At 74.4% G+C, this 12,785-nt stretch carries 10 protein-coding genes; 9 read left to right on the top strand and 1 reads right to left on the bottom strand.

The genetic code is table 11. From position 1 onward, the window contains the following. The first annotated feature begins 35 nt into the window (after positions 1 to 35). From AB0C87_RS41760 to AB0C87_RS41745, 4 genes are all read left to right on the top strand, one after another. On the top strand, positions 36 to 2,396 hold the full coding sequence (locus AB0C87_RS41760; RefSeq protein WP_353834781.1) for a phosphoketolase: 2,361 nt from the start codon (positions 36 to 38) through the stop codon (positions 2,394 to 2,396). Continuing rightward, positions 2,396 to 3,487 (top strand): acetate/propionate family kinase, encoded by a 1,092-nt coding sequence (locus AB0C87_RS41755; protein ID WP_360582117.1) that lies wholly within the window; start codon positions 2,396 to 2,398, stop codon positions 3,485 to 3,487. Before AB0C87_RS41760 ends, AB0C87_RS41755 begins: the two co-directional genes overlap by 1 nt. A 9-nt stretch (positions 3,488 to 3,496) precedes the next feature. Then, entirely contained in the window at positions 3,497 to 4,729 is a 1,233-nt protein-coding gene (locus AB0C87_RS41750) for a GAF domain-containing SpoIIE family protein phosphatase (RefSeq protein WP_360582093.1), read from the top strand. A 190-nt stretch (positions 4,730 to 4,919) separates the two neighbouring features. Then, on the top strand, positions 4,920 to 5,597 hold the full coding sequence (locus AB0C87_RS41745; RefSeq protein ID WP_345173493.1) for a hypothetical protein: 678 nt from the start codon (positions 4,920 to 4,922) through the stop codon (positions 5,595 to 5,597). A 24-nt stretch (positions 5,598 to 5,621) separates the two neighbouring features. Here the strand turns inward: AB0C87_RS41745 and AB0C87_RS41740 are convergent, their stop codons facing one another. After that, complete coding sequence (locus tag AB0C87_RS41740) at positions 5,622 to 6,122, bottom strand: Lrp/AsnC family transcriptional regulator (RefSeq protein ID WP_345173491.1); 501 nt, start codon at positions 6,120 to 6,122, stop codon at positions 5,622 to 5,624. A gap of 103 nt (positions 6,123 to 6,225) precedes the next feature. Between AB0C87_RS41740 and AB0C87_RS41735 the strand changes: the two genes are divergently transcribed. The 5 genes from AB0C87_RS41735 (at position 6,226) to AB0C87_RS41715 (ending at position 12,490) form a co-directional block, all read left to right on the top strand. Beyond that, complete coding sequence (locus AB0C87_RS41735) at positions 6,226 to 9,729, top strand: indolepyruvate ferredoxin oxidoreductase family protein (protein ID WP_360582090.1); 3,504 nt, start codon at positions 6,226 to 6,228, stop codon at positions 9,727 to 9,729. A gap of 115 nt (positions 9,730 to 9,844) precedes the next feature. After that, positions 9,845 to 11,029 carry a hypothetical protein gene (locus AB0C87_RS41730; protein WP_360582088.1) on the top strand — a complete coding sequence of 395 codons (1,185 nt, stop codon included), beginning with the start codon at positions 9,845 to 9,847 and terminating at the stop codon, positions 11,027 to 11,029. Further along, positions 11,026 to 11,559 carry a hypothetical protein gene (locus tag AB0C87_RS41725; RefSeq protein ID WP_360582087.1) on the top strand — a complete coding sequence of 178 codons (534 nt, stop codon included), beginning with the start codon at positions 11,026 to 11,028 and terminating at the stop codon, positions 11,557 to 11,559. The genes AB0C87_RS41730 and AB0C87_RS41725 overlap by 4 nt, the downstream gene beginning before the upstream one ends. Positions 11,560 to 11,660: 101 nt before the next feature. Continuing rightward, positions 11,661 to 12,266, top strand: coding sequence for a DUF2975 domain-containing protein (locus AB0C87_RS41720; RefSeq protein WP_345173485.1), 606 nt, complete (start codon positions 11,661 to 11,663; stop codon positions 12,264 to 12,266). After that, entirely contained in the window at positions 12,266 to 12,490 is a 225-nt protein-coding gene (locus tag AB0C87_RS41715; RefSeq protein WP_345173483.1) for a helix-turn-helix transcriptional regulator, read from the top strand. The genes AB0C87_RS41720 and AB0C87_RS41715 overlap by 1 nt, the downstream gene beginning before the upstream one ends. Positions 12,491 to 12,785 lie beyond the last annotated feature (295 nt).

Genomic DNA, 12,785 nt, shown 5'->3' with positions numbered 1-12,785 from the left:
TCCTCAGGGCGGTCGAGAGCACCCGGAGGACGCGCATGACCCAGTCGGGCACCCTGAGCGACGACGAAGTACAACAGATCAACGCGTACTGGAGAGCCGCCAACTACCTCTCCGTGGGGCAGATCTACCTTCTGGACAACCCCCTGCTCCGCGAGCCGCTCGAACGGCGCGACCTCAAGCCGCGGCTGCTCGGGCACTGGGGCACCACGCCGGGCCTGAACTTCTGCTACGCCCACCTCAACCGCGTCATCAGGGCGCGCGACCTCGACATGATCTACGTCATGGGCCCGGGGCACGGCGGGCCCGCGGCGGTCGCGAACGCCTGGCTCGAAGGCACCTACAGCGAGGTCTACCCGGAGGTGTCGCAGGACGAGGCGGGCATGCGGCGGCTGTTCCGGCAGTTCTCCTTCCCCGGCGGCATCCCGAGCCACGTCGCGCCGGAGACCCCCGGCTCCATCCACGAGGGCGGCGAGCTGGGCTACTCCCTCGCCCACGCGTTCGGGGCCGCCTTCGACAACCCCGACCTCGTGGTGGCGTGCATCGTCGGCGACGGCGAGGCCGAGACGGGTCCCCTCGCGGCGAGCTGGCATTCCACCAAGTTCCTCGACCCGGTGCGGGACGGCGCCGTCCTGCCCATCCTGCACCTCAACGGCTACAAGATCGCGAATCCGACGGTGCTGGCCCGCATCCCCGAGGAGGAGCTCGTCCAGCTCCTGGACGGGTACGGCTACCGGCCCTTCCTCGTGAGCGGCGACGAGCCCGCGTCCATGCACCGCAAGATGGCCGCCGCCCTCGACCAGGCCCTCGACGAGATCGCCGACATCCAGCGCGGCGCCCGCGAGGGCGGGGCGTCCGAGCGGCGCCGCTGGCCCATGATCGTCCTGCGGTCCCCCAAGGGCTGGACGGGCCCGAAGGAGGTGGACGGGCTGCCGGTCGAGAACACCTGGCGCTCCCACCAGGTGCCGCTCGCCGGAGTGCGCGAGGACGCCGGGCACCGCGCGCAGCTGGAGGAGTGGCTGCGCTCCTACCGCCCGGAGGAGCTGTTCGACGAGGCGGGCCGCCCGGCGGCCGGGCTCCGGGCCCTCGCGCCCGCGGGCGACCGGCGGATGAGCGCGAACCCGCACGCCAACGGCGGGCTGCTGCTGAAGCCGCTGGCGCTGCCCGACTTCCGCGACTACGCCGTGGAGGTCGGCAAGCCCGGCTCCACCACGACGGAGCCCACCCGCAGGCTCGGGACGTTCCTGCGCGACGTCGTGCGGGCCAACCCGTCCAACTTCCGGATCATGGGCGCGGACGAGACGGCGTCCAACCGGCTCGGGGACGTCTTCCAGGCCACCGACCGCGTCTTCGAGGGCGGGCTGCTGCCGACCGACGAGCACCAGGCGCGCTCCGGCCAGGTGATGGAGGTGCTGAGCGAGCACCTGTGCCAGGGATGGCTGGAGGGCTACCTGCTCACCGGGCGGCACGGGCTGTTCAACAGCTACGAGGCGTTCGTGCACATCGTCGACGCCATGTTCAACCAGCACGCGAAGTGGCTGAAGGTCACCCGCGGCCTGCCGTGGCGGCGGCCGATCGCGTCGCTGAACTACCTGCTGTCGTCGCACGTGTGGCGGCAGGACCACAACGGCTTCACCCACCAGGACCCCGGCTTCCTCGACGTCGTGCTGAACAAGAAGCCGGAGATCGTCCGCGTGTACCTGCCGCCGGACGCGAACACGCTGCTGTCGGTCGGCGACCACTGCCTGCGCTCCCGCGACTACGTCAACGTGATCGTGGCCGGGAAGCAGCCCGCGCTGAACTGGCTGCCGATGGACGCCGCGATCGCGCACTGCACCCGCGGCATCGGCATCTGGGAGTGGGCGTCCACCGACGGCGGCGCCGACCCCGACGTGGTGCTCGCCTGCGCGGGCGACATCCCGACGCTGGAGACGCTCGCGGCCGTCGACCTGCTCAGGCAGCTGTTCCCCGAACTGCGCGTCCGGGTCGTCAACGTCGTCGACCTGATGCGGCTCCAGCCGTCCAGCGAGCACCCCCACGGCCTGTCGGACCGCGAGTTCGACACCCTGTTCACCACCGACAAGCCCGTCATCTTCGCCTTCCACGGCTACCCGTACCTCATCCACCGCCTCACCTACCGGCGCGCGGGGCACGGCAACCTGCACGTCCGCGGCTACAAGGAGGAGGGGACGACGACCACGCCGTTCGACATGGTCATGCTGAACGACCTCGACCGGTTCCACCTCGTCATGGACGTCATCGACCGCGTCCCCTCCCTCGGCGCCCGCGTCGCCCACCTCCGGCAGCGGATGGCCGACCAGCGCCTCTTCCTGCGCTCCTACACGCGCGAGCACGGCGAGGACGCCCCCGAGGTCCGCGACTGGACGTGGCCGTACTGATGCGGGTCCTGACGGTCAACCCCGGGTCGAGCAGCCTGAAGGTGAGCCTGCTCGGCGCCGACGACACGGTCCTCGCCGAGGACTCCGGCGGCGGCGACGAGATGGCCGGGCTGGTCGCGGGCCTGCCCCGGCCGGACGCCGTCGGGGTGCGGTTCGTCCACGGCGGGACCGACTTCACCGCGCCGGTGCGCGTCGACGAGAAGGTCACCGCGCGGCTCCGCGAGCTCGCCGACCTCGCGCCGCTGCACCAGCCCGCCTCCCTGCACGCCCTGGCCGAGATCTCCGGCGTCCTGCCGGACGTCCCGGCCGTGGCGTGCTTCGACACGGCCTTCCACGCCACCCTGCCGGACGCGGCCGCGACCTACGCGCTCCCCCGCGAGTGGCGCGAGCGGTTCGGGCTGCGCCGCTACGGCTTCCACGGCCTGTCGTTCTCCTACGCCGCGCGGCGCGCCGCCGCGATGCTCGGAGCCGACCCGGCCTCGCTGCGGACGGTGGTCTGCCACCTCGGCGCCGGCGCGTCCCTGTGCGCCGTCGCCGGGGGCCGGTCGGTCGACACCACCATGGGGTTCACCCCGCTCGAAGGGCTGGTCATGGCGTCGCGGGCGGGCAGCATCGACCCCGGAATCCCGCTCTGGCTGATCAAGCACGGCATCGCGCCGGAGGAGGTGGACGAGGCGCTCGAACGCGACTCCGGGCTGCGCGGCCTGACCGGCACCGGCGACATGCGCCGGGTCCGCGAGCGGGCCGCCGAGCACGACGCGACCGCCCTCGCCGCGCTGGACGTCTACCACCACCGCCTCCGCGCCTGCGCCGCCGCGATGACCGCCTCGCTCGGCGGGCTCGACGCCCTCGTGTTCACCGGCGGGATCGGCGAGCACGATCCCGCGGTCCGCATGCGGCTGGCCGGGGACCTCGCCCACCTCGGGACCGCGGTCGATCCGGAGCGCAACGCGGCCGCGGACGGCGACGCCGACGTCACCGCCGCCGGCGCCGCCGTCCGGACGCTCGTGGTGGCGGCCCGCGAGGACCTGGAGATCGCCGCCGGCGTCCGGAGCTGCCTGCGGCGCGACGCCCCGCCATCTGGCGCATAAGGTGTGAAGGTGGAGAACACGGCGGGCGCTTCGGAGGGCGCGATCCGCAGGCTGGCGAACATCCAGGCGATCACCGACGAGGCGTTCGCCCACATGGACGTGGACGAGCTGCTCGACACCCTCCTCGACCGCGTCCGGGCCATCCTCGAGGTCGACACCGCCGTGGTCCTCCTCCTGGACCGGGAGGAACGGTTCCTCGTCGCGACGGCGGCCAAGGGCATCGAGGAAGAGGTCGCCCAGGCCGCCCACGTCCCGGTGGGCGAGGGGTTCGCCGGGCGCGTCGCCGCCGGGCTACGGCCGGTCTACGTCCCGGACGTCCCGAGCGCCGGCGTGTTCAACCCGCTCCTCATCGAGCGGGGCCTGCACTCGCTGCTCGGCGTCCCGCTCGTCACCGGCGGGACACTGGTCGGCGTCATGCACGTTGGAACGCTCTCGCCCCGCCGGTTCACCTCCGAGGAGACCGAGTTCCTCCAGCTCGCGGCCTCCCGCATAGCGCTGGCGGTGCAGGCCCTGCTCAGCCGTGCCGAACGCGCCGGCGCGCTGGAACTGCAGCGCAGCCTCCTCCCGGCCGCGCCCCCGAAGGTCCCCGGGCTGGAACTGGCCGCCCGCTACCGTCCCGGCAGGGCGACCGTCGGGGGAGACTGGTACGACGTGTTCGTCCTCCCCTCGGGCGAGATCGGCATCGTCATCGGCGACGTCGCGGGCAACGGGCTCCCGGCGGCCGTCGTCATGGGCCGGATGCGCAGCGCGCTGCGCGCCTACGCGCTGGACACCGACGACCCCGCCGAGGTGCTGCGCAAGCTCAACCGGAAGATGCTGCACTTCGAACCCGAGGCGACCGCGACCGTCCTGTACGCGGTGGCCGACACCGCCGCCGGCCGGGTCCGGCTGTCGTCGGCCGGGCACCCTCCCCCGGTCCTCGCGCTTCCGGACGGCCCGGTCGAGGCCGTCGACATGAAGTTCGACGTGCTGATCGGCCTGGGCGAGGACGTCCCACGCCGGACCCGCACCCTCGGCCTCCCGCCCGGCGCCCTGCTCTGCTTCTACACCGACGGGCTGATCGAGCGGCGGGACGAGTCGATCCTGGCGGGCATCGCCCGGCTCTGCGAGGCGGCCTACGCCGGGGCTCCCGAGGCGGTCGGCGCGGCGGTGATGTCGGCGCTGATCGGCCGCGAGGCGGCCCAGGACGACGTCGCGCTCCTGCTCGCGCGCCGCCTCCCGCCGGAGCGCCGGGACAGCTGACAGGGAGTGCCGCACCGCCCGCCCGTTCACGGAACCTCGGTGCGGGCGGGAGCGTCCCAGTCGGGCGTGCGGAGGCAGGAGGGCGGCGGTGGCGGGCGTTCGGCGGGCGGATCCAGGTCGGCGACGGCTCCTCGGTGCGGTGCCGGGCCGGCGACGGCTTCTGTGGGCGGTCCTGGCAGGGGCGGTGGCCGTGGCGGGAGCGGTCGTGGCGGTCGTGGTCGTCCTCGACGCGCCCGTCCGGCATCGGGAGTGCGGGTGCAGGCTGCCGCCGGTCACCAGCGGGATCGACGGGGTGCCGCGCGAGTGGCAGGCCGCCGTGACCCGGCGCGACGCCGGGACGGCCTGGCGGTTGCTGACGCCCGGGGCGCAGCGGCGGTACGGCTCGGTGAAGGGGCTGCGCGGGGCGCTCGCCCGGCTTGCCCCGGCTTCCCATGGGCCCGCGGGATGGCGGCTCGTCCACACGGTCACGCAGGGGAGCGGCACGCCCAGCACGTTCCTCTACCTGCTCGTCGAGAAGCGGAACCTGCGGCCGGACGGAGCCGTCGTCGTGCACTCCATGGCCGACGGCTCCGCCGACGGGCGGGTCGATCCAGCGCCCGCCGCCACTGTCCGCATCCTGCGCCCCGCCGCGCGGGCCACCGTGGACGTGCGCCCGCGCCTGCGCGCGGCGACCGGGCTTCCTCCCGCGTACGCGGTCGTGCGCCGGGACGGTGAGACCCAGGGGGCCGTGGGATCCATCCGCGACGCGGACGGGTGGGACGCGCCGTTCCACGAGGCGCTCAGGCCCGGCCCGGCGCTGATCGTCGCGGTCGCGGCGGACGGCGGCGGACGCCTGGCGTACGGAAGCGTCCGCGTCACGATCCGCTGACCTCGTGCCGGGGTCGCCGGCGGGTCAGTCGGCCGGCTTGCGGGAGGCGGCGCGGGCGCGCTTCTCCTCGTCCTCCAGCAGGGGGCCGAGGCGGAACGGGACCTGGTGGGTCAGGACGATCGAGGTGGTGCTGCGGCGGACGCCGGGGCAGGCGAGGATCGAGTCGATGACCTCGTGGAGCTGCTTGCCGTTGGGGGCGACCGCGCGGACGAGGAGGTCGCCCTGGCCGGTGATCCCGAGGACCTCCAGCACGCGCGGGATCGCCGAGAGCGCTACCGCGGCCTCGCGCAGCCGGCCCTGCGCGACCTCCAGGGTGACGAAGGCCGTCAGCTCGAAGCCGATGGCGCCGAGGTCGACCTCGCGGCCGCGGTGGCCGATGACGCCCTCGCGTTCGAGGCGCTCCACGCGGGCGTGCGCGGTGTTGCGGGCGATGCCGAGCTTGGCGGCCAGTTCCGTGACGCCGATGCGGGGCTGCTCGACGAGGCGGCGCAGGATCTGCAGGTCGAGGAGAGTGGTACGGGTCACAACGCTCAGCTCCGGCGGGTAACTCGGTTCTGACTTGAGCAATCCGCTCAATTATCGCCCAGCCATCTTGCACTCCGCTCAGCCTAGGCGGCTCAATGCAAGCATGAGCACCAGCGTTTCTTCCTCCCCTCTCCGCGACCGGCTCGAACTGGAGCGCGGCCGGATCGCGATCGGCGGGGTGCACGCCCTCGTCCGGCTGCTGCTGGAGCAGCGGCGCGCGGACGCCCGGCGGGGATGGCGGACCGCCGGTTTCGTGTCCGGGTACCGCGGGTCCCCGCTCGGCGGCCTGGACCAGCAGCTGGCGCGGGACGCGAAGCTGCTGGAGGAGCACGACATCCGGTTCGTGCCGGGCGTGAACGAGGAGCTGGCGGCGACGGCCGTGTACGGTTCGCAGCTCGCCGACCACCTGCCGGGCCCCCGGTTCGAGGGCGTGTTCGGGCTCTGGTACGGCAAGGCGCCCGGGGTGGACCGGTCGCTGGACGCGTTCAAGCACGCCAACTGGCTCGGCACGTCCGAGCGCGGCGGAGTGCTCGCCGTGGTGGGCGACGACCCGTCCGCGAAGTCGTCCACGCTGCCGTCGGCGACGGAGGGCGCGCTCGCGGAGGCGTTCATGCCGGTGCTGGCGCCCGGATCGGTGGGCGACCTGCTGCGCCTCGGGCGGCACGGCTTCGAGATGTCCCGGTTCAGCGGGGCGTGGACCGGGTTCAAGCTCGTGACGGACGTCGCCGACTCCCACGAGATCGTGGACGTCGAGCCGGTCCCCGACCCGGTCCGCCCGGAGTTCGCGTGGCGCGGACGGCCGTGGACGCCGACGCGCAAGCCGGGCGTCGACCTCCAGGGGACGACGGCCATCGAGACCGAGGTCCTCCAGGGCCGCCTGCTGGCCGCGACGGCCTACGCCGCCGCCAACGGGCTCGACCGGATCGAGGGCGCCGCCGGCGACGCCGCCGTCGGCCTGGTCGCCGCGGGCCGCACCTACGTGGAGCTGCGCGAGGCCCTCGACCGCCTCGGGCTGGACGACGAGGCCCTGGCCCGCCGGGGCGTCCGGCTGCTGCGCCTCGCGCTGATCTACCCGCTGGACGCGGACCGGATCCGGGAGTTCGCCCGGGGGCTGCGCGAGATCGTCGTCGTGGAGGAGAAGCGGCCGTTCGTCGAGTCGCAGATCCGCGACGTCCTGTACGACCTTGCGGAGCGTCCCGCCGTGTACGGCAAGAACGGCCCGGACGGCGCCGGCCTGGTCCCGTCCGACGGGGGCCTGGACGCGGACCGGCTCGTGAAGGCCCTCGCCAGGCTCCTCGCCGACCGCGTCGGCGAGGAGCACCTGGACCTGCGCGACGCGGTGCTGAAGCCCCGCAAGCCGCAGATCAACCTGCTCGCCCCCGCGCGCACCCCGTACTTCTGCTCGGGCTGCCCCCACAACCGGTCGACGGTCGTCCCGGACGGGTCGATCGCGGCGAGCGGCATCGGCTGCCACGTGATGACCGTGTTCACCGACCGCGGCATCGGCACCACGCAGATGGGCGGCGAGGGCGCGATGTGGGTGGGCGCGGCGCCGTTCTCCGACACCGGGCACATGTTCCAGAACCTCGGCGACGGGACGTTCTTCCACTCTGGCAGCCTCGCGGTCCGGCAGGCCGTCGCCGCCGGCACCAGCATCACCTTCAAGATCCTCTACAACGCGGCCGTGGCGATGACCGGCGGGCAGCAGGCCGACGGCGGCGCCGACCCGGCGGCGATCACCCGGATGCTGCACGCCGAGGGCGTCGCGAAGATCGTGGTGGTGGCGGACGACCCGTCCCGCTACCCGCGCGGGACGGACTGGGCGCCCGGCGTCCGGGTCCGGCACCGCGACGACCTCGACGCCGTCCAGCGGGAGCTGCGCGAGGTCCCGGGCGTGACCGTGCTGCTGTACGACCAGGCGTGCGCGGCCGAGACGCGGCGCAAGCGCAAGCGCGGCCTCGTCCCCGACCCGCAGACCCGCGTCCTGATCAACGAGGCCGTCTGCGAGGGGTGCGGCGACTGCGGCACCAAGTCGAACTGCCTCAGCGTGGAGCCGGTCGAGACCGAGTTCGGCCGCAAGACGCAGATCAACCAGACGTCCTGCAACAAGGACTACTCCTGCGTGGACGGCGACTGCCCCTCGTTCGTCACCGTCCTGCCCGGCACGAAGGTCCGGGCGGCGCGGACCCTGCCGCCGATCGGCGAGCTGGAGGAGCCCGGGTCACGGCCCGAGTCGGCGGACGTGCTGCTCGTCGGCATCGGCGGCACCGGCGTCGTGACGGTGAACCAGGTGCTCGCCACGGCGGCCCTCATCGACGGCCGGCACGCCCGCGCGCTCGACCAGACGGGGCTGAGCCAGAAGGCCGGCGCCGTCGTGTCGCACCTGCGCATCGGGACCGCCGGCCTGGACCGGCCGGGCATGGTCGGCGCGGGCGGCGCCGACGCCTACCTCGTGTTCGACTCGCTGGCCGGGACGAGCGAGGCCAACCTGCGCCGCTGCGCGCCGGACCGGACCGCCGCGGTCGTGTCGACCAGCGAGGTGCCGACCGGACGGATGATCGTCGACACCTCGGCGTCGCTGCCGCCGAGCGCGTCGCTGGTCAAGCGGATCGCCGAGCGCACCCGCGCGGACCGGCTGGTCGCGCTCGACGCCCTCGCGCTCGCCGAGCGCTGGTTCGGCGCCACGACCACGGCCAACTTCGTGGTGGTCGGCGCCGCCTACCAGGCGGGGCTGCTGCCGCTGTCGGCGAAGGCCGTCGAGGAGGCCCTGACGCTGAACGGCGTGCAGGTGGAGGCGAACATCCAGGCGTTCCGCGCCGGGCGCCGCCTCGTGCTGGAACCCGAGAGCCTGGACGACGCCGCGGCGCCGGCCGCGCAGGTCGCGCCGCGCCCGCTGGACTCGACGGCGTCCGCCGCGATGGACCTCGTCGACGCGTCCGGCGTGGACGGCGAGCTGGCCCGCGTCCTGCGGATCCGCGTGCCCGACCTCGCCGCCTACCAGAACCTGGCGCTCGCCGAGCGGTACCTGGCCGCGGTCCTGCGCGTCGCCCGGGCCGAGGAGGCGGCGGGCGCCGGCGGGCGGCGCCTCGCGGTCGCCGTCGCGCGCAACCTGTACAAGCTGATGGCCTACAAGGACGAGTACGAGGTGGCCCGCCTGCACCTCGACCCGGAGCTCGCCCGGCGCGTCGAGGAGCAGTTCGGGCCCGGCTCCACGGTCGCGTACATGCTGCACCCGCCGCTGCTGCGGGCCGTCGGGGTGGACCGGAAGATCGCCCTCGGCCGCACGGCCCGCCCGGCGTTCCGCGCGCTGCGCGCGATGCGGCGGCTGCGCGGCACCCCGCTCGACCCGTTCGGGGCCACGGCGCAGCGGCGCGCCGAGCGCCGCCTCGTCACCGGGTACGTCGCGGTGCTGAACGAGCTGGTGGCCGGGCTGGACGCGGGCGCCGCCGGGGACGGCCGGCACGAGACCGCCGTCCGGATCGCCGAGCTGCCGGACATGATCCGCGGTTACGAGGACGTCAAGACCGCGAACATCGCCCGGTACGAGGAGAGCCTGCGCGAGCTGCTCGCCGCGTGGCGGGCCGAGCGGTCGCCGAGCCGCGTGTGACGCCCGGGTGAGCGCGGCCGCCGCCCCGGCCGGGTCCGTCGAACCCGCCGGGGCCGGCGGCGCGTACCTCCTGGCGAGCCGGGGACCGCGCCCCGGCACCGGAGGGTGACGTCCAGTGGAACCGGGCCTGCGGCTGACGGAGCGCTACCGCCTCGTGGAACGCCTCGACGACGGCGGCACCATGGAGGTCTGGCGCGCCTGGGACGAGCTGCTGGGCCGTCCCGTCGCGGTGAAGGTCCCGGCGCCCGCGGGCGCGGGTCCGCAACGGAGCTTCCGGCAGGGAGTGAACCGCGCCGCCGCGCTCTCCCACGCCGCGCTGGAGACGGTCTTCGACAGCGACCAGACCCGCGACGCGTCCGGACGGCTCGTGTCCTTCGTCGTGACCGAGTTCCTGGCGGGCGAGACCCTCGCCGTCCGGCTGCGGCGCGGACCGCTCGCCGCGTCCGAGGCGGCCGCCGTGTGCGGCCGGATCGCGGGGGCGCTGGAGGCCGCGCACGCCGCGGGCGTGACGCACGGCGACCTCACGCCGGAGAGGGTCGTGCTCGCCTACGGGGACGCCGGCGTCGACGTGAAGGTCGTCGACACCGGCATCGGCGGCGTCCTCCGCGCACCGGCGGGCGGCGGCACCGAGGCCGCCGACGTACGCGCGCTCGGCGACGTCATCGCCGCCTGCGCCGCCCCCGGCGCGTCCGAGGAGCTGTCCGCGGTCGCCGCCCGCTGCACGGGCCCGGACGCCCCGTCCGCCGCCGAGGTCGCCGCTCTCCTCGTCCGCGACGAGGGGCCGCCGAACGCCGTCCTCACCGCCCTGGGCACGGGCCCGCCCGGCCACCGGGCCGGTGCCCTGCCCCCTCCGCCGCCTCCGCCCGCGACGGCCCGTCGCGGGCACGCCCGCCTCGCCGCGCTCGCCCTGGTCGCGGCGATCCCGGTCACGGCCGCCGCGGCGGTCCTGCTGTCGGCGCCGCGCTCACCGGCCGCCGTTCCGGCCCCGGCACGGACGAGCGCCGCCCCGGCGCCCCGGACGCCGCCGCCGACCGCCTCCCGCGTCACCGACGCGCTGGGCCGGCTGCGCCCCATCGTCAGCCGCGGCTACGCCGCCGGAGAGATCCGCTCCGACGTCGCGATCGACCTCGACAACGTCATCACGAACCTGGAGAACGACCTCACCGCCGACCGCGACGTCGACGTCGGCGGCCGGATCGCCGAACTCCACGACAAGATCGCCACCCGGCGGAGGGAGCGCGGCCTGTCCCCCGGCCTCGCCGACGAGCTGAACCGCGTCCTCGCGACCGTCCGGGCATGACGGGGCGGCGGGACGCCGCGGCGTGGCGGCGCGAGGACCTCCCCCGGACGCCGCCCGCCGCCCGCTTCCCCTGGCTCGCGCTGGCCGGCGTCGCCGCCACGATCGCGGCGGCGACCGTGCTCGTCCTCGGGATCGGCGACACCCTCTCCGCCCGCGACGACTCCGCCGGACGGCTGCTCCCGCTCCAGGCGGCGTCCCCGCCCGCACCGTCCCCGCCCGCGGAGTCAGGTCCGCGGACGCCCTCGCCCCCGCCCGCTCCCCCTCAGCCGCCGCCGACGGAACCGGGCGTCGACGAGGTCCTCATGAGGTTGCGGCACGCCGTGGACGAGGGCGTGGCCGCGGGGGACGTCCGCGACGACGTCGGCCTCGACCTCGGCAACGTGATCGAGCGAATGCTCCACCACGGGCGGCGCGGCCGCGCGGACGTCGCCGCCCTGCGGCACAAGATCGCCACCCGCGCCCGGGAGGGCGCCATCACCGGCGGCCGCGCCGAGCAGCTCCGCGTGATCCTCGACGGCGCGCACCCCTGACCGCTCACCCGGCGACCGCCCGGACGGACAGGGGCTTGACGAAGGCATATCGTTTATCGTTATTATCGAAAAACGATACGCTCCCCAAGGAGAGTTGAGACATGACACTGGCCGCGCGCTGGACGAAGATCGACAGCCGTTTCCTGGAACTGCTCATCGGGCTCGGCCTGCTGCTGGTCGGACTCTTCCAGGCCCTCTTCCCGATCCTCGGCGTGACCGGGCCCTTCCCGCCGATCGACACCCGCGACGTCGACCTGCGCTCCACCGCGCGGGTGCCGGACCTCGCGGCCGGCGGAACGGTCCTGCGCGGCACCCGCCACGCCGAGCTGGCGGTCGGCGACCCCGGCCTCGGGGACCGGGTGCTGCTCGCCGCCCCCGAGGTCCTCCGCGCCGCGCTGATCATCGCGATCCTGTCGATCCTGATGCGGATGGCCGCGACGTTCCGCACCGGCGACGTCTTCGTCCCGGCGAACGTCCGGCGGCTCTTCGCGATCTCCACCGCCGTCCTGCTGCTCGGCACGGCCGCCCCCGCCGTCGACATGCTCACGACGAACGCGCTGGTCAGCGGCACCCCGATCGAGGACGCGGTCGAGATCGGCTTCACGGTGCGGGCCTCCACCGTCCTGCTGGCCATCCTGATCGCCGCGCTGGCCGGGGCGTTCGGGCACGGCGCCCGCCTGCGCGCCGACACCGAGGGCCTGGTCTGATGCCGCCCGAGGACCCCCACCAGATCACCGTCCACCTGGACAAGATCCTCGCCGACCGCGGCATCACCCTGGTCGAGCTGGCCGAACGCGTGGGCGTGACCCCCGTGAACCTGTCCATCCTGAAGAACGGCCGCGCCAAGGCGATCCGGTTCACCACCCTAAGCGCCCTCTGCCGCGAGCTCGACTGCCAGCCAGGCGACATCCTGTCCTACACCAAGGACTGAAAGCCCAGAGACCCGCAAAGCGCAACAGTCGACCCAAGGACCGCAACCGTCGGACACAGGGCCAGCAACCGTCGAACGCAACGACAGCAACCACTACAGCAACCACCAACAAGCCAAACCGTCGCGATTGCGAGCGAAGCCAGGTTCGAGCCTGCGAGAACCTGATCGCCGAGTGAGCCGCCAGGCGAACCGAGGCGATGCAGCAATCGCACGTGTTTTTTGGGGGGGGGGGGGGGGGGCCGGGGGGGGGGCGCGCGCGGGGAACGGCAGAAAAAAAACACGCGCAAGCCAACGC

The sequence above is a fragment of the Actinomadura sp. NPDC048021 genome (genome assembly GCF_040653135.1).
Lineage (GTDB): Bacteria > Actinomycetota > Actinomycetes > Streptosporangiales > Streptosporangiaceae > Spirillospora > Spirillospora verrucosospora.
This window is presented reverse-complemented; position numbering and strand designations above follow the sequence as displayed.

Excerpts from the sequence above, each read along its gene's own strand:
- AB0C87_RS41760 (WP_353834781.1), top strand. The coding sequence starts at position 36 with ATGACCCAGTCGGGCACCCTGAGCGACGACGAAGTACAACAGATCAAC.
- AB0C87_RS41715 (WP_345173483.1), top strand. The coding sequence starts at position 12,266 with ATGCCGCCCGAGGACCCCCACCAGATCACCGTCCACCTGGACAAGATC.
- AB0C87_RS41725 (WP_360582087.1), top strand. The coding sequence starts at position 11,026 with ATGACGGGGCGGCGGGACGCCGCGGCGTGGCGGCGCGAGGACCTCCCC.
- AB0C87_RS41735 (WP_360582090.1), top strand. The coding sequence starts at position 6,226 with ATGAGCACCAGCGTTTCTTCCTCCCCTCTCCGCGACCGGCTCGAACTG.
- AB0C87_RS41755 (WP_360582117.1), top strand. The coding sequence starts at position 2,396 with ATGCGGGTCCTGACGGTCAACCCCGGGTCGAGCAGCCTGAAGGTGAGC.
- AB0C87_RS41720 (WP_345173485.1), top strand. The coding sequence starts at position 11,661 with ATGACACTGGCCGCGCGCTGGACGAAGATCGACAGCCGTTTCCTGGAA.